The organism is Pseudomonas sp. JDS28PS106 (assembly GCF_036706555.1).
Lineage (GTDB): Bacteria > Pseudomonadota > Gammaproteobacteria > Pseudomonadales > Pseudomonadaceae > Aquipseudomonas.
The window spans coordinates 29847-53236 of sequence record NZ_JBAJGT010000009.1 but is presented as its reverse complement, the minus strand read 5'-3'; the positions used below and the strand labels follow the sequence as shown (position 1 = coordinate 53236).

Below are 23390 nucleotides of genomic sequence, written 5' to 3'. Positions count from 1 at the left end.
CGATCAGGCCAATCCTTAGATCATTTCCTCGCCACCCTTGCCACCGAGCACGATCTCGCCGGCCTCGGCCATACGACGCGCAATGGTGAGGATTTCTTTCTGTGCGGTTTCCACGTCGCTGACGCGTACCGGGCCCTTGGCTTCCAGGTCGTCGCGCAGCAGTTCGGCGGCGCGCTTGGACATGTTCTTGAAGATCTTTTCCTTGATCGCCTCGTCCGAACCCTTGAGCGCCAGGACCAGCACATCCGAAGACACTTCGCGCAACAGTGCCTGGATACCGCGGTCGTCGACGTCCGACAGGTTGTTGAAGACGAACATGAGGTCTTCGATCTGCACCGACAAATCTTCGTCGACCTCGCGGATCGAATCCATGAGCGCGCCTTCGATGGAGCTGTCGAGGAAGTTCATGATATCGGCCGCGCGCTTGATGCCACCCAGGGTGGTCCGCGACGTATTGGCGTTACCGGAGAACTGCTTCTCGAGAATCTGGTTGAGCTCTTTCAGGGCGGCCGGCTGTACAGTGTTGAGCGACGAGACGCGCAGGATGATGTCCAGACGCACCTTGTGGTCGAAGTGACCCAGCACTTCGCCCGCCTGGTCCGCGTCCAGATACGCCACCACGATGGCCTGGATCTGCGGGTGCTCGAAACGGATCACGTCTGCCACGGCGCGCGGCTCCATCCACTTGAGGCTGTCCAGGCCGCTCGTGTTGCCACCCAGCAGGATACGGTCGATCAGACCGTTCGCCTTGTCTTCGCCCAGCGCCTGGGTGAGCATCTTGCGGATGTAGCCATCCGAACCCACGCCCAGGCTGGTCTGGTCGCCGACGATATCGACGAACTCGCTCATCACCTCTTCGACCTGCTCGCGATGCACGTTGCGCATCTGAGCCATGGCCACGCCCACTTTCTGGACTTCCTTGGGGCCCATGTGCCGCAGCACCTGGGCCGCATCGGTTTCACCCAGCGACAACAGCAGGACCGCTGCCTTTTCGACCTTGGTCAGTTTGGCTACGACGGCTCGATCATTCATCAGTGTTAATCCACTCTTTTACGACCTGGGCCACACGGCCCGGATCTTCGGCCACCAAACTCTTGATTGCATTCAGCTGGGCGTCATAGCCCTCGGTCGGGCTCGGCAGCAGAATGCTCTGCGGGCCGCCCAGGCTGACGCGGTCGTTGGACAATTCACCGTCCATGCCACCGCCCATGCCGCCACCCAGGTCATCGCCGAAACCGGCCAGTTCCTTGCTCTTGCCGTTGGTGATGTTGTTCAACACCGGACGCAGTACGCCGAACACCAGAATCAGGATGAAGATCACGCCCACGGCCTGTTTGACAATGTCCCAGAACCAGGGTTGCGAGTAGAACGGAATCTCCGGCAATTCTTCGGCGCGCTCACTGGAGAACGGCACGTTGATAACGCTCACACTGTCGCCGCGGCTGGCGTCGAAACCGACGGCATCCTGCACCAGGCGCGTAAAGCGAGCCAGGTCGGCGGCGCTCCAGGGCGCGCGGGTCACGTCACCTGTGGCCGGATCGGTCTTGACCATGTCGTCTACCACGACCGCAACCGACAGGCGGGTCAGACGGCCCTGCTGCTGCTTGGTGTGGCTGATGGAACGGTCCAGCTCGAAGTTCTTGGTCGACTGCACACGCTTGTCAGCCGGGTACGGTGCCAGAGCGGGCTGACCGGTCGCCGGGTCCATGATCTGCTGACCATTGGCATCAAGCAGCGGCTGGCCAGGGGCGATGGCCGCGGCTGCGGCGCCGGCGGCACCCCCGGTGGTCTGTGGCGCGGTCGCCGGACCGGGCGGCTGATTGCTCAACGCACCCGGAACGCCTTGCGGGCCGAGGCTGCTGGAGCGCTGTTCATTGACCGACTGCTCGCTGCGCAGCGCGGGCTGATCGGGGTTGAAGCTTTCCGCGGTCGACTCGACGGCACTGAAATCCACCACTGCCGAGACTTCGGCCTTGTAGCGGTCGTTGCCCAGTATCGGCTGCAGAATATTCTGCACACGCTGAGTCAGCATGCCTTCCATGCGACGGCTGTAGTCGAACTGCTTGCCGGCCATGGTCAGCTCGGAGTTCTCGGCCTGATCGGACAGCAAGTTGCCTTTCTGGTCGACGACGGTGATCTGCGATTTGCTCAGTTCCGGCACGCTGGTCGCGACCAGATTGGTGATCGCCACCACCTGACCGGGCTCCAGCGAACGGCCGGCATACAGCTCCACCAGCACCGATGCGCTCGGCTTGCGGTCGTCGCGAACGAATACCGAACTCTTGGGAATCGCCAGGTGAACGCGGGCCGCCTTGACGTTGTTCAAGGAGGAAATGGTACGCGCCAGCTCACCTTCCAGACCACGACGGTAGCGCGTGGCTTCCATGAACTGGCTGGTACCCAGGCCCTGATCCTTGTCGAGGATCTCGAAGCCGATGTTGGCATCGTTCTGCACGACACCGGCCTGGGCCAGCTGAATGCGCGCACGCTGCACGTCATCGGCCTTGACCAGCAAGGCGCCGGAATTCGGCTCCACGGTATAGGCGATGTTGGCTGCAGTCAGGGTGTCCATGATCTGCTTGCTGTCCATGCCCGCAAGGCTGCCGTACAACGGGCGATAGTCGGGTTGCTGCGACCACAGCACCACAGCAAAACCGATGGCCACGCTGGCGGCCAGACCGACCAGCAGGCCGACCTGACGCAGCATGGTCATCTGGGAAAGATTTTCCAGGAACGCCAGACCAAACAAAGGTTTCTTGTCGGGTGTGCCCGCGCGTGCAGGAACCGGATCGGCTGTAGCTTCGGCCATGACTCAGTACGTCCCTTAAACCGGCATCTGCATGATGTCTTGGTAAGCCTGGACCAGTTTATTGCGAACCTGGGTCAGGGCCTGAAACGAAACACTGGCTTTCTGCGACGAAATCATGACGTCGGTCAGATCCACACCGCTCTTGCCCATCTCGAACGCGCTCGCAAGCTGACTCGACGCCTGCTGGGTGTCGGCAACCTTGTTGACAGCCTGACCCAACAGATCTGCAAAGCTGCCGCCACTGATCTGTGCGCTTGCGTTCACAGGCTTGGGGGCTGCCATGGCTTCTGCCTGCATGGCCCGCATATCCAACATCAAGCGATTAAATTCAACACCCTGGCTCATGGACATCTTCTCTCGTAAGGCCCGCAAATTTTTGACACTGGTTCAGCGGATACATAAGACGTAGCAACAAGAGTGCCAGCTATGCGGCAAAGACTTGCCGCTCGCGCCCCTGATTTGCATCCCTGCCGGTAAACCGTGTCCTGCGGCCGTTCATTTTCTGTTTATGAACAGCGCCCCATACAAGGGGCGCTGTCTGAATCTGATGTAATCGGGTGGCGATACTTCCGCCTGCACGCCAGGATCAATTGGCGAACAGATAACCTTCGACGTCCATGCCCGCGTCGCGCATCTGGGCCAGCTTGTAGCGCAAGGTTCGCGGGCTGATGCCCAGCCGCTCTGCGGCCTCCTTGCGACGCCCGCGCTCGCTGCGCAAGGTGTCGATGATCATCTGGAATTCCCGACGCCGCAGATCGTCGCCCAAGGCTCCGGCCGACTCGCCGACGCCGCCCTGTGCCGGTATTTCGGCGCTCGACTGCTCGGTACTACGCAGCAAGGGCGCGGCAGTGACATTAATCGGCGCCTGGACCGGTCCCGCACCGATGGGACCGGCCAGACAAAAGTCCTCGGCGCGGATCACCCCGCCCTGCTGCAGGATCAAAGCGCGCTGCACAGCGTTGTCCAGTTCACGCACGTTCCCCGGCCATGAGTAGCCAACCAGACAGGCCTGCGCTTCGGGGGACAGCCGAACCGGAGCGTGCTTCATTTTCTTGACGTGTTTGGCGAGCAACCGCTCGGCCAGCGGCAATATATCGGCGGTCCTTTGACGCAAGGCTTGCCAGGCCAGCGGGAATACCGACAGTCGATAGTACAAATCTTCGCGGAACCGCCCCGCCGCCACTTCTCCCGCCAGATCACGGTTGGTGGTCGCCACTACCCGAATGTCCAGACTAATCGGCCGGCGCGCGCCGACCCGCTCAACTTCCCGCTCCTGCAGCACGCGCAACAGCTTGGCTTGCAGACCCAGGGGCATTTCCGAAATCTCATCGAGCAGGATCGTGCCGCCGTCGGCCTGTTCGAATTTGCCGGGCTGCGAAGCGATGGCGCCGGTGAACGAACCTTTCTCATGACCGAACAGTGTCGCTTCGAGCATGTTGTCTGGAATCGCGGCGCAGTTGATCGCAATGAACGGCTTATCGGCACGGGGCGATTTTTGATGAATGTAACGCGCCAACACTTCCTTGCCGGTGCCCGATTCGCCGGAGATAAGTACCGTGGAATCGCTCTGGGCCACGCGGCTGGCGAGGTTGAGCAATTGCAGGCTGGCTGGCTCTACTGCCACAGGACCGTCGCTTTCGACCGGCCCGAGCTTGCCGGCCGCGTGACGAGCGACCAGCGCCAGCAGCGCGCGCGGCTCGAAAGGCTTGACCAGATAGTCCGCCGCGCCCTGACGCATCGCGTCTACCGCACGCTCCACGGCACCGTGGGCCGTCATCAACAAAACCGGGAGATGAGCGAAACGTTGGCGCAGCTCGGCCAGCAACTGGTGACCATCCATGCCCGGCATGTTGACGTCACTGATCACCAGGCTGAACGGCTCCTGCTCGACCGCGACCAGCGCCTCCTCGGCGGAGCCGACCGCACGGTAGCCGTAGCCGGCCAGTTCCAGGGTTTCGCCCAGCGCTTCACGCAGAGAACGATCGTCTTCGACCAGCAGCACTTTGATCGACATCAGTCGGCACCTGTAACAAAGGAAGCAGGAATCAGTGGCAGCGTAACGATGGCGCAGGTCCCGCGCCCGACGCGCGAGCGGTACTCAACGCTGCCCTGATGCGCGCGGGTCACGGCCGCCACGACGGCAAGACCCAGCCCGGTGCCGGTGGTCTTGGTGGTGAAGAAGGGTTCGCCGATGCGCGCCAGAGCGTCGCGATCCATCCCGCTGCCGTTGTCGCTGATGCACAACCGCAGCCGGTCGCCACGACCGTAAGCGTGAATTTTCAATCGGCTACGCCCGGCACTGGCCTGCACCGCGTTTTCCACCAGATTCAGCAGTGCGCCCACCAGGGTGTCGCGATTGCACAGCAGTTCGCCGTCGATGCGCTCGCATTGCCAGCGCACCGCGACATCCTGCACATGGGTATGCGCCGACTGTTGCAAGGCTTGAAACAGCTCGCCCGGCGTAACCCGATCGGTCAACGGCAGCTCGCCCCGGGCGAACACCAGCATGTCGCGCACCTGATGCTCCAGCTCGTGCAGACGTTCCTTGAGCCGCCCCGCGAAACGCTGCTGGGTTTCCACCGGCAGAGGCTGTTCGGTCAGATGACTGGCATAGATCATGGCCGCCGACAATGGCGTGCGGATCTGATGGGCCAGCGAAGCGACCATCCGCCCCAGCGACGACAGGCGCTCATGACGCGCGAGCTGTTCCTGCAAGCGACGGGTTTCAGTCAGGTCGTTGAGCAACACCAGTTGCCCGGGCTCGGCCCCTAGCGAGCGGGTCGCGATGGACAGCCGGCGACCGTCCTTGAGCGAGACTTCATGCCCGTCGTCCTTGCGCGGCGCGAAGCAGCGGCTGATGACATGCCGCCAGAGCATGCCTTCCAGCGGCTGGCCCAACAGGTCTATGGCCGCGGGGTTCGCCTCGCGCACCACGCCCATGCCATCGATCACGATGACACCGCCGGGCAGCAGATCCATCAGATTCTGCAGACGATTGGCCAGACGCTCTTTTTCCGCCAATTCCTGCAAGCGCTCGACATCGGCCTGGACCAGTTCGCCCTTGAGTTCGGCAACCCGCGCTTCCAGCAATCCGTAGGAACTGGTCAGCTGCGTGGACATCTGGTTGAACAACGAAAACGCTTGCTCAAGACCATTGCGGCTTTGCAGCTCAGGGCACAACGGCACAGGACTGAGCACGGCTGACGACAATTGGGCGGCATTGGACATCGTTCATCTCTCGCTGGGCGAACCGTCAGTAAACGGTATGTTGAGAGCGACTTTGCAATCCTCATGCCGAAAAAAAACCTCTGAATAATCAGAGGTTTATTTTCAAGCCGTCAAAAACCGGTCAGTCTTCCAGCGACTCATCGCCTTCCCGGCGACTCATGCCGTACTTGCGCATCTTCTCGACCAGCGTGGTACGCCGGATCCGCAGGCGTTCCGCTGCGCGAGCCACGATACCGTTGGCGTCGTCCAGCGCCTGCTGGATCAGGCCCTGTTCCAGTCCACCCAGATAATCCTTGAGATCCAGACCTTCTGGCGGCAGCACTGCGCCGGTGGCGAAGTTTGGCGTGTTGCCGTTGATGGCGACACGCTCTTCCAGGTCGCTGCGCAGGCTGTCGACCATCTGCTCGTCTTCGTCGTCCACGTAGCGAAACTTTTTCGGCAGCTCGGCGACACCGATCACGCCATACGGATGCATGATCGCCATGCGTTCCACCAGGTTCGCCAGCTCCCGGACGTTGCCCGGCCAGCCGTGACGACACAGGGACATAATGGCCGCCGAGTTGAAGCGGATGGAGCCGCGCTTCTCGTGCTCCATGCGCGAGATCAGTTCGTTCATCAACAGCGGGATGTCTTCGACCCGCTCACGCAGTGGCGCCATTTCGATGGGGAACACATTGAGGCGATAGTACAAGTCTTCGCGGAAACTGCCCTGCTCGATCATGGTTTCGAGGTTCTTGTGGGTCGCCGCGATGATGCGCACGTCGATGCTCTGGGTCTTGTTGCTGCCAACCCGTTCGAACGTCCGCTCCTGGAGTACCCGCAGCAGCTTGACCTGCATCGGCAACGGCATGTCGCCGATCTCGTCGAGGAACAATGTGCCGCCGTTGGCCAGCTCAAAACGCCCTGCCCGGCTGGTGATGGCGCCGGTGAACGCGCCTTTCTCATGACCGAACAGTTCGCTTTCCAGCAGCTCGGCCGGAATAGCGCCGCAGTTGACCGGCACGAAAGGCGCGTCACGGCGTTTGGAATGGTAATGCAGGTTGCGCGCAACGACTTCCTTGCCGGTGCCCGATTCACCGAGAATCAGGACGCTGGCGTCAGTGTCGGCCACTTGCTGCATCATCTGCCGTACGTGCTGGATCGCGCGGCTGGTGCCGACCAGGCTGCGGAACAGATTGGGTTCACGGTGACGACCGCGCTCGCGCGCCTGATCGTACATCTCGCGATAGACCTGGGCACGATGCAGGGAATCGAGCAGCTTGCTGTAGCTGGGCGGCATTTCCAGGGCGGAAAGTACCCGGCGACGAGCGTCTTCCGGCAATTCCGCAGAATTATTTTCGCCCATCAGCAACACGGGAAGGAACTCATCCCATGCAGCCACTGTCTTAAGGAGCCCTTGCAGACTGCCCGGCGCATTGACGGTGCCTACCAGCACACACAAGACGTCGCGGGTGGATGCCAGAGAACCGACTACCTGCTGCCAGTCCTGGCTTGAGCAGGAAAGGTTCTCTTCGCCAAGAAAATTCAGGATCACCGCCAGGTCGCGGCGGCGCTGGCTATCGTCATCGATTAGCAGAATCTTGATTTCACGCCACATGCAATAGCAACTTCCCTAGTCAACTCAATGCCCGACATCGCGGGCAGCTTGGCATCTAAACCGCTGTAAAGCTTAAAACGCCAGAAAATAGTGAACATCACTAGTTAAGTCAAAAAAACGCACACAGTCAAATTAATGGCGAACATTTTGTCGGACAATCAAAAGATAATTAAAACGACAAATAAAAGCTAGCCAAAAAGATGATAAACCCGCGAAGCATTTTTTCCAGCTTGCAGTTGTGTCATTTCGTCGACGATCGCTTGACGTTCGCCGCTGGCGACGTCAATGAGTTGTCTGTAGACCCCGAGCAGCTCTTCCAGATTACTGCGCAGCCCCGGCTCATCATCCGGCGTTTCCGACACCATCGCATCGACACACTCGCGACAGGCCAGGTCGAGCCGGCCGATGGCTTCCCAGTCACGTTCGGCCAGCGCACCGACCAGGGCATCACGGGTTTCCGCTATACGCTTGAGCGCAGCACTCATGGCAAGACCTCCTCAATACAGCAATCTATTGCAACGCGCCAATCGCATCCCAGCCTTCCTTGACCGTGATCAAGAGACCGGCAACTTCGTCGAGCATCTTTGCGTCGTTCTTGATATTGGCCTCGGCCAGACGCTTCATCATGTAGTGATAAAGACTGTCCTGGTCATGCAGCGCCTGGGTGGCGTTTTCGAGATCCAGGCCTTCGCGCAGCCCGCCGATGATGGCGATGGCCTTGCCAATGAAGACGCCCTTGTTGGCTATGTCACCGCGCGCCAGGGCGCCCTTGGCCTGAGCGATGCGGTCGAGCCCGCCTTCCATGAGCATCTGGACCAGGCGGTGAGGACTGGCTTCGGACGTCTGAGCCACTGAGCCAATCTTCTGGTACTGCCGCAACGCTAACATCGGATTCATAGGGGACCTCGTGATCACTCCAGATTCGTATACCCACGCTATCGACGTGGAGTCAAAAAACTTTAGTCCAAAAGCAAAAACCCGACATGAAGTCGGGTTCTTGGCGCATGCGTGTCTTACGACGCATTCTTCTGAGCGTTCATGGCCTCGAAGATCGAGGTCACACTCGAAGACGTTGCCTTGAGCTGGGCGACGACCAGATCCATGGCGTTGTATTTCTTGGTCAGCGTCGTTGTCAGCGACTCGATGCGACGATCCAGCGCAGCCTGATCGTTCGCCAGCCGAGTGGTGACCTTGTTGAGGCTGGTGGTTCGCTGCGCCAGCACACCGTCGCTCTTGGTGTAGGGTTCGATGGCTTTGCCGAGGCGCGCCAGCAGACCTGTATCACCGGTGAACAAAGTCTGGATCTGGCCGCCCAGCTTCTTGTCGTTCAAGGCCGTGGTGAAAGCGGAGCTGTCGAAAGTCAGCTTGCCGTCGGCCTGAGCAGTCTTGATACCAAGCTGCGCGAGGCTGCCCAGACCGCTGTTCGAGGTTGCCGTCGCAATTTCATTGCGCACCGCCGCCAGCAGCGAACGAGGCATGGAGTCGCCGGTCAACGCGGCGCTCTTGTAAGTGCCGTCGGACTGCAGAGTCGCGGTGGTCAAGGACTTGGTCAGCGTGACCAGCGTGTTGAACGCATCCACGAACGACTGGAGAGAGGTCTTCAGGCCTTCGGTGTTGGTCGCGACGGTGACGGTGCTCGTTCCTTTGGCAACCAGATCCAGGGTCAGACCGGAAATCGCGCTGTCGACCTTGTTGGTCTTGCTGGTAATGGTCAGGCCGTCGATCTTGATCTCAGCGTCAGCGGCCGGAGCGGTAATATAACCTGCCGAAGTCGGGCTGCCGGAAGCCAGCGCCTTGGTGCCATCAACGTCGAGAAGCGTTCCCACGTTGCCACTGCCCACGACGGAAATATCGCTGCCCTTGCCGGTGTTGGTAGAGCTGAACACCAGTCGCGAACCATTCTGGTCGGTGATGATGTTGGCAGTGATGCCCTTGCCTTGCAGGTCACTGTTGATCTTGTCGCGCACCTGCTGGAGGGTGGACCCGTCCGCGATGTCGACCGTATTGGTAATGCCATTTTGAGTGATAGCCAGCTTACCACTCGGAATAGCACTGGCAGCTGTAGTATCGAGCGAAGCCGTCGCCACCTTGGAGGCGGTTGCCAGCGAAACCACTTCGAGGGAATAGGTACCGTTCACCGCCGAGTTGGTGGCAGTAGCCTTGATCGCGGATTCGTTCGAAGAGGTAGCCGCAAAACCCAGGAATGCCGGGGTCGTGGTGCTGTTGAGAGTGTCCAGGGTCGACTGAAAAGTCGCCAGGGCACTTTTGATCTGACTGACCGCGGACAGCGACGCCGTGTTTGCGGTAGTGGCCTTGGTGATCTGGTTCTGCTTGGGGGTCTTTTCGGCGGAAACGAGCGCGTCGACGATGGTGCCGATTTCCAGGCCCGAACCCAGGCCAGTAGACGGTGTAATTGGACTTGCCATTGTGCATCTCCCTTCACTTCAGGATTGCTGTCGGTCTTTTGACCCGCTCAAGGAATCGCGGATTACACAACAAGTTGCGTGCCAGTTCAGGCCTTGGCGCGGAACAACAAACTGTTCGCATCGCTCAGGCTTTCAGCCAGCTTCAGGATTTCCGCATTGGGAATCTGCCTGACCACTTCACCGGAATCACTTGCAATGACCTTGACGATCACTTTACCCGACGCTTCATCGATGGAGAACTCCAGGTTGCGCTTGACCGCATGGAAGAATTTCTGGATGTCTTCCGCGGCGGCTTTCGCCTTCGCGTCTTCCTGAGCCTCTTTGTCCTTGAGGGGTGAGCCCTTACTTTCAGTCGACGCCTCAACGGGCGCGTCGGCAGGCTTTTCGACAGGCTTTTCCGCCACGGGGGCAGGGTTAGCCGGTTGAACGGCCGGATAAGACAGGTTCAGCTTTACACTCATATCCATGACCATGATCTCTGAAAGTAAAAAAGCGAGAGAGCACTGTTACGCACTCCCCCGCCAAACTCATTCCGATATTACTGAAGCAGCTTCAGTACAGCGGATGGCAGCTGGTTAGCCTGAGCCAGAACAGAGGTCGAAGCCTGCTGCAGGGTCTGCTGCTTGGTCAGCTGTGCAGTTTCAGCAGCGAAGTCGGTATCTTGTACGCGACCCAGTGCGGCACTGGCGTTTTCGTTGATGTTCTGCAGGTTGGAGATAGTGCTGGTCAGACGGTTCTGGGCAGCACCGAGGTCAGCACGAGTCGAGTTGATGGTCGACAGAGCCGAGTCGATTGCGTTCAGAGCGGCAGAGAAGTTGGTTTCTGCTGCAGCGCTGTCGGAACCGGCGATGGTGATGGCCGAACCCACACCCAGAGTGTCAGCGTCGAAGCTGGAGCTCAGGGTCAGAGTGATCTGGTTCGAATCGCCAGTGTTGGAACCTACCTGGAAAGTCATGGTGCTGGCGGAACCGTCGATCAGGTTCTTGCCGTTCAGGTTGGTGCTGTTGGCGATACGGGTCAGTTCCGAACTCATCTGAGTGAATTCTTTGTTCAGAGCGACACGGTCATCAGCGCTGTTGCTGTCGTTGCGGGACTGAACAGCCAGTTCACGCATACGCTGCAGAATGGCGGTGGACTCTTGCAGAGCGCCTTCAGCGGTCTGAGCGATGGAGATACCGTCGTTGGCGTTCTTGATTGCCATGGTCTGACCACGGATCTGCGAGTTGATGCGGGTAGCGATCTGCAGGCCAGCGGCGTCGTCTTTGGCGCTGTTGATTTTCAGGCCGGAGGACAGACGGGTCATCGAAGTCGAAAGAGCGTCAGACGCCTTGCTGAGGTTCTTCTGAACGTTCAAGGAGGCAACGTTGGTGTTTACTGTTAAAGCCATGATGAATTCCTCGTTGGTTTTGGTACTACGTGGCTTCCGGCCCCTGCAAGCGCCGGGTGTGCCTAGAGAACCTTCGTAATAGTTATCGTCGCGGTGGCAGGTTGCTTGAGGGATTTTTTGAAAAAATTTGCCAGCAAACTGCCAGCCCTTGCAAAACAAGGGCTTGCGACCCAAACGGCGAGGAAATGACGCCAGAAAAACGCTCGATGGAGCAGGCATTTCAGGGTGAAATGCGACCGGCATCACGGGGTGCGATTATGCCGGTTTCGGTGTTTATATGAAAAAGCGCCCGACGGTCGGACCGGCGGACGCTTTTTCGATGACGCTGGACGTATCAGCCGCGATAGATGATCGCCGAGCCCCAGGACAGTCCCACGCCGAAACCGCTCAGCGCGACGCGATTCCAGGACGAGTTCATGACGTGCTTTTCGATCAACAGCGGAATGCTGGACGACACGGTGTTGCCGGTCTCCACCATATCCTTGAGAAACTTCTCGGGCTTGTCTTCGAAACGACGCGCCACGGCATCGACGATCGCCGCGCTGCCCTGGTGAATGCAGAAGGCGTCGATGTCGTCCGGCGTCAGGTCGGATTCGCCCAGCAGCTCGTGCAAGTGCGCCGGAACCTTGAGCAGTGCAAAGTTGAACACCTGACGGCCGTTCATGAAGAACACCCCGTTGCTGACCTTCAGATGCGGCGCGCCGGCACCGTCGGTGCCGAACTTGGCCTTGCCCAGCAACCAAGGAGCGCCCTCGCCCATCCAGGTTGCGGTCGCCGCATCACCGAACAGCATGGTGGTGTTGCGATCTTCCGGGTCGACGATCTTGGAATAAGGGTCGGCGGTCAACAGCAGGCCGTTCTTGAGGCCGGCTGCCTCCATGAAGCCCTTGATCGCGTAGATGCCGTAGACATAACCGGAGCAGCCCAGCGAAATATCGAAAGCCGCCACGTTGGTCGACAGGCCCAGCTTGTCCTGGACAATGGCGGCGGTATGGGGCAGACCTTCCTCGTCGCCGTTCTGGGTGACGACGATCAGGACGTCGATGTCTTCGCGCTTGAGTTGCGGGTTGTTGGCAAACAGCACATTGGCGGCTTCAACACACAGGTCCGAGGTTTCCTGACCCTCTGCCTTGCGCGGCAGGAAGGTGGAGCCGATCTTCCCAAGGATGAACTCTTCATCCTTGCCGAATTTGGCGCCTTGAGCGTAGTTATCAACGCCGTCGTTCGGCACGTAGCTCGCTATGCTTTTTATGCCAATCATCGTGGCTTCCCGATTAGTAAACAGGTCAATGTTCGTCCCAGACGTATCAGGGCGCTACCGAATGGAGGTAATTAGCGGGCATTTTCAGGCCCAGGGCCTGTCCAGGCAAGCCGGGCGAACGTCGGTTCCCGCAATACGATAAGGTGAAGATGCACTTTATGACCTGCAGGTCACTCGCATCCGGTGCTTTGTGCGTTTTCGGAACGGGCCGGGGATGGTCCGGGAGGAAGTGTGGCGCAGCCGCGCGATACGGCGCGGCGGCCTGGCGATCCGTCCCGCACCGGGGACGCAATCGCCGCTGCCCGCAGGCTTCAGGCAGATATGAGGGTAAAGCCGGGCGCCTTGAGGTCCAGATTGATGTTGTACGCTTCATCCTGAGCGAATGCCGCAGACCACTTGTCGGCCAGCGCCCGACGCGCTTCGTCCGTCGCCTCGATCGCCCCTGAGTGCACGACCTGGACATGGGGTGTCCAGACAACGAGGTAGCCGGACTGGGCCGCTTTGAGGCACAGGTCGACATCCGCCAGGCTGTTTGCGAACGCGCTTTCGTCCAGCCCGCCCACCGCGTCGAACAGCTCCTTGCCGATCATCAGGCATGCGCCGGAGACCGCGGACCAGTTCTGCTCCACCACCAGTCGCTGCATGTATCCACGAGCGCGCTTGGATTCGCCCACGAAGGCCGAACCGACACTGCCCTCGAAGCCCAGGATCAACCCGGCCTGGGTCACCGAGCCCTCGCGGTCCACGAGCTTGACGCCGACCACGCCGACTTCCGGCCGCTGGGCCTGATTGAGCAAGGATTCGATCCAGCCGACGTTGACCACCTGGCTCTCGGCGTCGAGCAGAATCAGATATTCGCCCTTGGCCTCGCGGCTGACCTGGTTTCGCAGCGCGGACGGACTGATCCGGGTATCGGACTTGAACACCCGCACGCGACTGGACGCCTGCTGTTGCTGGTCCAGCCAGGCCAATAGTTCCGGGGAACTGCTGTGGTTATCGGCAATGAGGATTTCATAACGCTGATAGCGGGTGCGCTGCAACACGTTCTGAAGGCAGCGCTGCAGGTCGGCGAGGTTGTCCTGGCTGTGCAGCAGGATCGAAACCATCGGCCGCGTGGTGTGGCGATAGTCGATCTTGTAAGTGCCCGGCAGCGCGGAGCTGACCTCGGCCTGATAACCACGCTGGCCTAGATGGCGGGTCAACGCCTTCTGCTCGGCCTGGTTGACCTCAAGCTCAGGCGCGTCGCAGATCACCACCGGCTCGCTGAAGTGCGCCAGCCCACTCATGCCGCCCTGCTCGACCAGGCGCAGCAGCAAGTCGAATTCCAGCGCCTTGTCGAATTCTCTGGAATAGCCGCCGACCTGGACAAGCAATTCGCGGCGAATCAACCAGTGCGGTGCCATCAGGGCCGGCACGCTTTGCAACAGGTCCAGGTTGAAACCGGGACGGAACAACGGCGTGAGCGTGCCGTCGGCCTGACGATGAATCTCGTCCACGGCCACCGCGCGCACTTGCGCGGCATCGGCGAGTTCGACGCTGGCCTTGAACAGGCCGCTGCGTGTGAACTGCTCACCAGCCGTGGCCAGCATCAGCCAGTCACTGGTCGATTGCTTGACAGTCTGGTTGATGCGATCGACGTAATTGGCTTCGGTCACTTTCACGAAATGCAGCGTGTTCTGCAAAGTGGTGACGGCGGGCAGATCGCCGGTGGTGAACACGATGACCTTGAACGCCTTGTAGTGGCTGTTCATCAAGCTGTCGAAAGTGATCTGCAACTTGAAAATGTCGGCTTCCAGATCCAGCAACAGGATGCCGATCTGCGATTCGCCAGGCTGCGCCGCGAGTCGGGCAGTCTGCTTCTTGAGCTCGAACGGTGCCGGGTCGCGGCTGTCCAGCCAGTTGAGCAGACGCCCGGACGGCATATCGTCGAGCAGCCGCGCGTTGTCAGTACTGGATACGGCTTGCAGACGCTGACCCCAGGCCACCAGACGCGTGGTTTCTTCCTCGTCGGCAGCGGAGTTTTCCAGTTCGACGGCCAGACTCTGCACCACACCCAGGTTGAAGGCATACAGCGCGTAGGCTTGCCACAGGCGACTCTTGAGGGTCTCGGCATCCGGATTCAGCTGCGCCCGGGTCAACTCGGCCTGGCGCAGCAGCGCGCCTTCCAGTTCGCCGAGTTGCACGCGACCGGCCGGCAGGACATGAATCAGAAACTCGATTCTGGCCAGCTCATCGAACAGCGGCTGGTTATAGAACGGCAACTCGACGAACTGCTCCGGCTCGAAACGCGGCTCGGAGCGCTCGAACGCGACATTCCACTGCGCCTTGAACAGCACTTCCTTGCCCTGGAACGGGTGGGTTTGCAGATCGGCGGCCATCGCCTCCAGCGCGGCCAGCACCTGCGCCTCGCCCTGCTCGCTGTTCAGTGCCGAGCCCTCGCCCAGCGCGGCAATCAGCATGCGCGCGAAATCCTGTCGAACACCGGTCGCCTTGGGATCCTTGTGGCTCAATGCCGCCTGGATAAGGGTGCAATGGCGAGCGTGACGCGCTTCGTCTTCCAGCAGGTGCAAGGCGTAGGCGACCGGCAGGATCCGGACCCGGGCTGCCGCGGCCATGAAGCTCATCTGGCCGATGTCCTGCCAATGGGGTTCGGTGTGCTCCGGGACCGAGGCGAACCAGCGCTGCGCCAGCTCGGTACGCGTCACGGCGTTGAGCAGGGAAATGCTCGCCCCCAGCAGACTCGACAAGCGCTCCTGAGGCAACTCGGCGGCGTGATCTTCGATCACTTTGCGATCGCGACGCAGATAGTCGACATGATTGACGTGTGCCTGGTAGCTCAGGCTGTAGCCCTGGGCGACACCGTATTGCGGGTTGGCCCGCAGAAAGTCCAGCGACTGGCCGAGACCTTCGGCGAGCAGAAAAGTGCTAACGTCGGCGCAGACCACGAAAGGTGTCGTCACCTGTTCCACGCCGGCGGCGATTCGCGCGCTGAGGTCGGCGTTGCCCGATTCCGGGCGATGGACATACTGCGCCCCCAGAATCGCCATGGCATGTTCGTCGGCCTTCGACGAGCTGTCCACGACACGGATGGCAAAAGGAAAGTCACTGTAGTACTTCAATGCGCGGCGCAGGAAATCCGCCTGATCTTGGGCCAGCAGTACCAGCGTCAGGTCTTGATGGCTGGGCGTAACGGCATTCCCGAATGTGTCTTGCATAGTCTTTCCTTGGCAACCAGAGCCGGCTCGAAGAGTCGATGTCACAGGGTGGCTGAATACCCTTCGCAGCGGCGGCAAATACAGGTTCGCTCCAGCCGTATCGCTGGAGCGCATTGGGTTGAAGTTCGGTCAGTCCGGCAGCCAGCCATTGGCCCAGTACTGCAGGTTTTCGCCACGCAACATAAAGTCGCGCAGTACCGCTTCACGCAATTCGTCTCCCATACGATAGCTGGCATTGGGATCGGACAGGTGCATGCGGATCGCCTGCAGCCATTCCTGCGAGCTGTTGGTGTAGATCCGGGTCGCCGGCAAGTGCCCACGATAGGCCTCGGTGTCCGAGCAGATCACCGGATAGCCGCAGGCGCCGTATTCGAGCAGACGCAGGTTGCTCTTGCAGTCGTTGAAAATGTGGAACTCCAGCGGCGCCAGCGCCAGATCAAGATTCAGGCTGGCGAGCTTGGCCGGATAAGTGCTCAGGCTCACCGCCGTGTGGAATTCATGGATATAGGGCCGCAGCAGATCCGGGCACATGCCGAAGAACACCCACTCCACTTCATCGGCCAGCTCGCGTACCACGTCGACGATCAGTTCCAGATCGCCACGGTGGCTGGTGCCACCGCCCCAGCCGATCCGCGGCTTGTCGGAGGTGCGGCGCTTGGTCTTGAGATTGTTCCACAGGTGCGGCGCGAGCATGTTGGGCACGACGCGAATGTCGCTGTGCATGCTCGACAAGGCCTGGGCCAGTGGATGGGTCGACACCACGACGCGGTCGCACAGCTGCACGCCCTTGCGCAGCATGGTCGCGATGTTGTCCGGCATGTTGCGGCGGTGTTCGTTGCGCTCCGGGACGTCGGCGATGTAATCGTCCAGCTCGAAGATGCGCATCGCATTCGACAGGTTCTTGACCTGCACGATATCCGGCACCTTGGCTTCGGTGTAACGCCCCTGGAAGACCACGACGTCCGGGGACTGGCGCTCGATCTCGACGATGGAAGGCGATTCGTAGCTCATGCGCCCGATGATCCGCCCCGCCGCCGCCAGTTCGATCAGAGGCTGACTGACGCGGTAATGCCCGACCGCCGAGGAGTTGACGGCCATGCCCAGAATTGAAGGCAGATGGCGCGTGCAGAATGGATTCCAGCCGGCCAGCAGACCGGGTTCCAGATGAAACGCGGTCGCTTCGCTCAGGCTCAGGTTCGGGTTGTAGGCCGGATCGCGCGCGATGGTCGGCAGCCAGCGGCGGTAGAACGCCTGCTGCTCGTCGTCCAGCTTCTGACGCGACTCAGGGCTGCGCACAGGTGCGGACGGCTCGGCGAGCGCCACCGAGGCCTCGGGGGTGCAGACGACCAGATAACCCTCGCGACCGACCCGCAGGCACAGGTCGAGATCATGCAGCCCTTGGGTGAACGTCGCGTTGTCCAGTTCGCCCACGACTTCGAAGACGTCGCGACGCACCATCAGGCAGTTGCCGCTGACCACGCTCCAGTCCTGGGTCAGGTGCATGCGCTGCATGTAGCCGCCGGCATTGGCCGAGGCATTGATGAACGGGCGGCCCGCGATACCGTCCATGCCCAGCACCATGCCGGCGTACAGCACCTTGCCCCGGGTATCGAGTATCCGCGGTCCGACGACGCCCACTTCCGGACGCTGAGCGTGATCGAGCAGACGTTCGAGCCAGTCGCCCTGGAGCACGATCGCATGGGGACTGAACAGCACCAGGTAATCACCCCGCGCCTCACGGATCGCGAAGTTCTGGCTGGCAGCTTCGTTGTCCGCATCCGGCGCGCGCAACACACGCAACTTGTCACTGCCCAGATCGGCCATGGCGGCGAACCAGGCGCGAGCCTCGGCGCTTTCGCTGGCCTTGTCGACCAGCAGTAGTTCGTAATGCGGATAAGCCGTCTTGCTCAGCAGGCTGTCCACGCAACGTTCGAGCGCGGCCAGCTGGTCCTTGGTGCTGACGATGATCGAGACCAGCGGCTGCTCGTCATGCAGGTACTGTACGCGGTTGATCAGCGGCGACTGGTCCTTGTGAATCACATGGGGACGTCCGATCCGCTCCAGATGCGCGGCCACGACCGGCGCATTCTGCTCGACCACTTCAGGCAACGACAGCCACTGGGCGAAGGCCAGCCGCGACTCGACCTGAACTTCGGCAATGTGCTCGATGGTCTGCGGTCCCGCCGTCTCCAGCAGACGCCAGATAACGTCATGCGGCGCCAGCTCCCCGAAGCGCGCATCGAACCCGCCCAGCTCGATCACGCCCTGACGCTGCAACGCCAGCGCGCGTCCGACATAAGGGTAGGCGCGAAGCAGGTCGAGGTTGAAATCGGGCTTGAAGATTGGCTCGCCGGACTCTTCCTCATTCAGCCCGCCTTCGTCGCTGTAGACGCACATCAGGCCCGGCACCTGCGCGACCCGCTCGGCCAGGATCAGCAGCGCGGCCTTGGTCAGGCGGTCGCCGGCGCGCAGCAGGTAGACCCAGTCGGCGCCTTCGAGCAGTGGCAGTACTTCATTGAGCTGGCCGGCCCAATTGTCCTGCAGGGGCAGACGCAATACCTGCGGGTCTTCGACCTTGGGCGCGTCGGTCATGACCACTACCGAATGCGCGGGGTAATCCTGCCCGGCGATGCTGTCGAGGGTGATTCGCAGACCTTCGGTGTCGTTTTGCGGGTCGATGATCAAAGTAACGATACGCGGCTGGGACGGCCACAACGCCACGCGTTTTTCGATGAGTTTTTCGTCGTTGGGTCCGAAGCGGCGCGCCGCCAGCCACTGATCGTAGAGCTGGGCGAAGCTGTCGCTGTCGCCTCCGACGCGGCTGCGCATGACGCCCTGCCGGTTGGCCATCACGCCATACAGGCCCACCTCGTCCCATTCGCGGGATCCTTCGGCGGCCTTGCGCAGCGGCACAAAGCGCACCCAGCCCTGGGCCGGCGCCTGCTCGCCGCTGCGGGCCTTGAGCATTTCGCCCAGCCAGCCCCATTCGGTGGTGGCCTTGTGGTACATGTCCGGCTGGCTGCTGAAGCGCGCTGGGTGCACCCGCTCCACGCTTTCCACGCTGTGCAGCGCCACCAGGTTGCCGCGGCGCATCAGGCAGATGAACAACGCGAAATCCAGCAGTGCCACGAAGCCCTGACCCGGCTGGGCCAGCGCCGGCAGGAAATCCTGAACGTCGGCGCGGCGCATCAGTGCGGTACTCAGACCGCCCAGATAGTTGCGCGGCGTGCGTTCGAAAATCGCCAGCATGTCGTCGCCCTTGAACAGCGCGTCGTAGGGCACCAGGCCGACGTTTTCCATACGGGTCGGCAGCACGTAATCGTCGACGTCCACCAGATGGCGGCGGCCGACCACCAGCCGTACATCTTCGTGTTCGTCCAGCACCTGGGCCTGACGCGCAACGCAGAAGTTGTACAGGCGATCGTCGTCGCACAGAAACTTGATGTACTCGCCTTGAGCCAGTTCGAGGCACCTCAAGAGATTGTTCTGGAAGCCCAGCCGCTGGGGGTTAGCGACATAGCGCGCGATGCCGCTGTCGGCGGGCACGATCTCGTCGAACACAGCCTTGATTTCGCCGGTGCGGCTGTCGTCGCAGACGATGATTTCAAGGTTGTCGTAGGACTGGTCGAGCGCGCTTTGCAGTGCGACGCGGAAGAAGCCGGAGTTGAAGGCGGGGATGACGATGCTGACGAGGGGAGTTGATTTCACAGTACGAACTCACGACCGGCGGGAAACCAGCCGGTCGGATGGCTCCCCTCACCGCTAAGGAAAAGACGACCTGCGCGGGCAGGCTTACAACTGGCTGAACAGGTTCAACCGCGACAACTGGGTGAACACTGCCTGCGAGGCTTCCAGCATAGTCTTTTGCAACGTCAGGCGGGTGGTCGCTTCAACCACATCGGCGTTGACGTAGCTGTCCTGCTCCAGCGTGTTGTTGTTCTTGAGCAGCTCGTTGGTGCTGTCCTGAGCCTTGGCAGCGACCTGACGCGCACCGCCGGCGGAGATTGCCGTGGACACCTGCTCGCTGCTGCTGGTGACGTTACCCAGGGCGGAGGTCAATGCCGCATTCAGCTTCTGGGTCGCCACCAGGTCGCCGTCGGCTTTGGTGTTCAGCACGTTGATCACATTGGTCAAGGTGTTGAGGATGTTCTCGGTCTGGTGAGTACCGCTCTGTACCTGGAACACGTCGCCGTCGGCTGGCGGGCCACCGGCGATGGTGAATTCCACACCTGCCGCCTTGACCACCGAGCCTGTCACCACGCCCGCCGCCACTGGCGAGCTGTTGGCGGTATAGGGCGATGCGTACAGCTCGTAGCCATTGGTGCCGGAATAACGCAGCACTGCGCCTGTCGATGGAAAGACATTGTTGAAGGTGGTCAGATCAGCGGCGGACGTGCCGACCGCCGCGCCACTGACGGTCGCGGCAGATGCGTTGCCGGGGCTGCGCGACACCGTGATGGTATCCGGCGTCGAAGCCAACTGATAGCTACGACCGGTGAGCACGGTATCTGCCGAACCGGAGGTCGCCTTGTCGGCGTCGGTCAGGTTCAGGTTGAGCTTGAGGTCGACGCCACGGAAGGTGAACGTCTGGTCGGCGAACGAGCTGTAGTCGATCTTGCCGGCGTTCGACGCTTCCACGGTCACGTCATTGGCCGGGGTCGCGCCGTCAGTGATACGAAATTCGGTAGCGCTGATGAAGGTCAGCGTGTACGGCTCGCCACCCTGATAGCTGGAGTTATAGGTAGTGCTGTTCTGCACCACGCCGTTGGACAGGGTCACCTTGCCGTCTTCGGTTGCCGGCGACAGTCGGGTGGACGAAGTGCGCGTAGTGTTCAGCGCCTGCTCGAACGCCTCGTAGCCTGTGGTGGTGGCCGCCAGCGACAGGCCATCGCCCACCGCCAGTTTGATGGCGTTCTGATCGCCGTCGTAGCTGTAGGAGCCATCTGCATTCAGCGAGTAAGGCGGCGTCGACGACTTCGAGCCGCCGAACATGTACTGACCGTTGGAATCCTGACTGTTCATCAGGCCCAGGATGGTCTGCTGCAATTCCTTGAGCTCGTTGGCGGTGGAGATGCGGTCACTGTCGGTGTACGAACCGTTGCCTGCCTTGACGATCAGCTCACGGGCAGCCTGGATGGAATCCGAAATGCTGCGCAGCGCGGTTTCAGTGTTGGTGATGTTGGTGTTGATCGTGGTGATGTTCGACGCGTACTGGGTCAGCATCGAGTTCTGCTGAGACAGTTGCAGCACGCGAGCGGCGCCAATGGGGTTATCCGCGGCGGTGTTGAGCTTCACACCGCTGGAGATTTCCTCGCTGGTCTTCATGACGTTCGAATAGCTGCGCTGATAGTTGGCAGTCGTGGCTTCGAAGAACTGTGTAGTGGAAATACGCATGGCTCACGATTCCTTAGAGACTGTTGATCAGCGTGCTGAAAATGGTCTGCGCCGCCTTGATGATCTGCGACGACGCGGTGTAGTACTGCTGGTACTTGATCAGGTTGGCGGCTTCTTCGTCCAGGGACACGCCGGAAACCGAATCGCGGGCCGATTTGGCAGTGCTGACCACGGCCGCGGTGGCGGTCACGTCGCTCTTGCCTTGTGCCGCGCGGGTACCGACCGCCGCGGTCAGGTCCGCATAGGCGCCGGACAGGCTGGTGCCCACGCTGCCGTTGGTCACGCCCACGGTCTTGGCGGTCTGCAAGGCCACGGTCGACACTGCATTACGGTTGTCGGACGAACCGGCGCCGGTCAGGCTGATCGAGAAGGTGTCATTGGCCTGGGGCGTGCCCGAAACCGTCATCTCGAATTCGAATGAGGTCGCGCTGCTCGGCGTGGTCGAGGTATCGGTGTAGCCCACGTTGAGCTTCAGGGTATTGTTCTGGCCCTGAATGATGGTGCCGGTGACGGCGTTGCCGTTCTGATCAGTCACCGCCGCGCCCTTGGCGTCCAGCAACTGATAGGTCTGCACGCCATTGCTGGCCGCCCCCATGACCAAACGCATCGGCGTCGAGTCCTTGAGCGCGTTGCGCAGGTCCAGCATCTTGGTCGAGTTGTAGATGTCGGTCTTGGTGTTGAGCACGGGCTGGGTAAAACCACCGGTGCCCGAGTTGCTCACGCCCGCGGCTGCGGTCAGCGGCGCGGCAGCGGCGATGTCCTTGGCATCGGTCAGCGCCACGGACATGCCCGACGCGCCATTGCGGGTCGGTGTCACCTTAAAGCTGTCACCCGCCGCCACGGCAGCGCCGTTCAGGCTCATGGTGAAGCCTTCGAATTCCTTGGGCGGGTTGTCGCTCAGCTTGCCGGCACCTACGCTTTCGCCACTGGGCAGGCGGCGCACGGTGTAGTTGTCCGCGTCGCTGAAGGTGACTTCGTAGTCGCTGCCGGTGAGCTTGCTGGTGTTCTTGATGGTGACATCAAGGTTGCCCGAACCCAGGCTGTTGTTCAGATTGCCGACGCTGCGCTGGGAAATCTGCTCGGCCGTGTTGATGTTGTTGAACAACGCGGTGCCGAAGTTGCCCTTGCTGTCGATGCCCTGGGCCAGCTGCGTGTTGACCTGATCGTTCATGACCATGGCGACGCGGCTGAGCTCGTTCATCGACGGCACCAGCACTTCGGAGCGATAACGCAGCAGACCGCCGATCGCACCGCCGGTCACGACCGTGGTGACGTCGGTCTGGCTCTGGCCGTAGGCGATCTGCACGTTGTACTGCAGCGGATCGGCCGGGCTCGGCGTTGCCGACATCTTGTACGACGTGGCGCCGCTGACCAGCGACTGGCCGGTACCGGTGTAGATGTCGTAGTTGCCGTTGTTCTCGACCACTTTCACGCCGACCAGCTCGTTGAGCTGGCGCACGGCTTCGTTGCGCGAGTCCAGCAGGCTGTTGGGCGACGTGTTGCCGGCCGATGCCTGGGTGATCTGCTTGTTCAGCCCGGCAATGGTGTTGGTCAGCTCATTGACCTGACTGGTGTAGGTGTTGAGCTGAGCGTTGACGTTCTCGTTCTGCGACGACAGTTGCGCGGCAACGGAATTGAACCGCGAGGCCAGCGCCGAGGCCTGGGTCAGGAAGCTCGAACGCTCGGCCGACTGAGTCGCGTTGTTGGCGATGGACTGCAGGCTGGTGAAGAACGCGGTCATCTGCGCCGCGACACCGGTGGTGCTGTCGGACAGCAGTGCGTCGGTCTTGCTGGCCTGGCCCGAATACGCCACGGCGTCGGCGCTCAGGGCGGTGCTCGATTGCAATTGGGCGTCAAGGTAGCTGTTGTAGATCCGACGCACGTCGGACAGCGTGGTCCCGGTGCCGATGTAGCCGACACCCAGGCCAATGTTGATCTGCGCCGAAGCCGTGGTCATTACCTGCTGACGCGAGTACCCGGCGGTATCCACGTTGGCCGTGTTGTTACCGATGGTATTGATCGCGGCATTACTGGCGGTAATTCCCGAGAGCCCAATTGAAATCAGCGACATGA

The 23390-nt window shown here is 61.1% G+C and carries 16 protein-coding genes; all 16 read right to left on the bottom strand.

The features are described 5' to 3' along the window. Positions 1–15: 15 nt before the first annotated feature. Positions 16–1032, bottom strand: coding sequence for a flagellar motor switch protein FliG (gene fliG / locus TRP66_RS15830; RefSeq protein WP_333404376.1), 1017 nt, complete (start codon positions 1030–1032; stop codon positions 16–18). After that, complete coding sequence (gene fliF / locus TRP66_RS15825) at positions 1025–2809, bottom strand: flagellar basal-body MS-ring/collar protein FliF (protein WP_333404374.1); 1785 nt, start codon at positions 2807–2809, stop codon at positions 1025–1027. The genes fliG and fliF overlap by 8 nt, the downstream gene beginning before the upstream one ends. Positions 2810–2824: 15 nt before the next feature. Next, positions 2825–3154, bottom strand: a complete 330-nt coding sequence (gene fliE / locus TRP66_RS15820; protein ID WP_333404372.1) for a flagellar hook-basal body complex protein FliE — start codon at positions 3152–3154, stop codon at positions 2825–2827. Between the two features lie 241 nt (positions 3155–3395). Then, the gene (locus TRP66_RS15815; RefSeq protein ID WP_333404370.1) at positions 3396–4823 is read right to left on the bottom strand and encodes a sigma-54-dependent transcriptional regulator; all 1428 of its coding nucleotides are present in this window, start codon (positions 4821–4823) and stop codon (positions 3396–3398) included. Continuing rightward, positions 4823–6037, bottom strand: a complete 1215-nt coding sequence (locus TRP66_RS15810; protein ID WP_333404368.1) for a sensor histidine kinase — start codon at positions 6035–6037, stop codon at positions 4823–4825. The genes TRP66_RS15815 and TRP66_RS15810 overlap by 1 nt, the downstream gene beginning before the upstream one ends. A gap of 121 nt (positions 6038–6158) precedes the next feature. Beyond that, on the bottom strand, positions 6159–7634 hold the full coding sequence (gene fleQ / locus TRP66_RS15805) for a transcriptional regulator FleQ (protein WP_333404366.1): 1476 nt from the start codon (positions 7632–7634) through the stop codon (positions 6159–6161). Positions 7635–7822: 188 nt separating this feature from the next. After that, on the bottom strand, positions 7823–8119 hold the full coding sequence (fliT, locus tag TRP66_RS15800; RefSeq protein ID WP_333404364.1) for a flagellar protein FliT: 297 nt from the start codon (positions 8117–8119) through the stop codon (positions 7823–7825). 25 nt (positions 8120–8144) lie between these two features. Beyond that, on the bottom strand, positions 8145–8531 hold the full coding sequence (fliS, locus tag TRP66_RS15795) for a flagellar export chaperone FliS (protein WP_333404362.1): 387 nt from the start codon (positions 8529–8531) through the stop codon (positions 8145–8147). A 116-nt stretch (positions 8532–8647) separates the two neighbouring features. After that, positions 8648–10060, bottom strand: a complete 1413-nt coding sequence (gene fliD, locus TRP66_RS15790) for a flagellar filament capping protein FliD (RefSeq protein ID WP_333404360.1) — start codon at positions 10058–10060, stop codon at positions 8648–8650. A gap of 86 nt (positions 10061–10146) precedes the next feature. Then, the gene (locus TRP66_RS15785; protein WP_333404722.1) at positions 10147–10527 is read right to left on the bottom strand and encodes a flagellar protein FlaG; all 381 of its coding nucleotides are present in this window, start codon (positions 10525–10527) and stop codon (positions 10147–10149) included. Between the two features lie 71 nt (positions 10528–10598). Continuing rightward, on the bottom strand, positions 10599–11447 hold the full coding sequence (locus TRP66_RS15780) for a flagellin domain-containing protein (RefSeq protein ID WP_333404358.1): 849 nt from the start codon (positions 11445–11447) through the stop codon (positions 10599–10601). A gap of 334 nt (positions 11448–11781) precedes the next feature. Beyond that, complete coding sequence (locus tag TRP66_RS15775; protein ID WP_333404356.1) at positions 11782–12708, bottom strand: ketoacyl-ACP synthase III; 927 nt, start codon at positions 12706–12708, stop codon at positions 11782–11784. A 311-nt stretch (positions 12709–13019) separates the two neighbouring features. Then, positions 13020–15923, bottom strand: a complete 2904-nt coding sequence (locus TRP66_RS15770) for a TIGR00180 family glycosyltransferase (RefSeq protein ID WP_333404354.1) — start codon at positions 15921–15923, stop codon at positions 13020–13022. Positions 15924–16052: 129 nt separating this feature from the next. Beyond that, complete coding sequence (locus tag TRP66_RS15765) at positions 16053–19631, bottom strand: glycosyltransferase (RefSeq protein WP_333404352.1); 3579 nt, start codon at positions 19629–19631, stop codon at positions 16053–16055. Between the two features lie 84 nt (positions 19632–19715). After that, complete coding sequence (locus TRP66_RS15760; RefSeq protein WP_333404350.1) at positions 19716–21317, bottom strand: flagellar hook-associated protein 3; 1602 nt, start codon at positions 21315–21317, stop codon at positions 19716–19718. A gap of 13 nt (positions 21318–21330) precedes the next feature. Then, complete coding sequence (flgK, locus tag TRP66_RS15755) at positions 21331–23388, bottom strand: flagellar hook-associated protein FlgK (protein ID WP_333404348.1); 2058 nt, start codon at positions 23386–23388, stop codon at positions 21331–21333. Positions 23389–23390 lie beyond the last annotated feature (2 nt).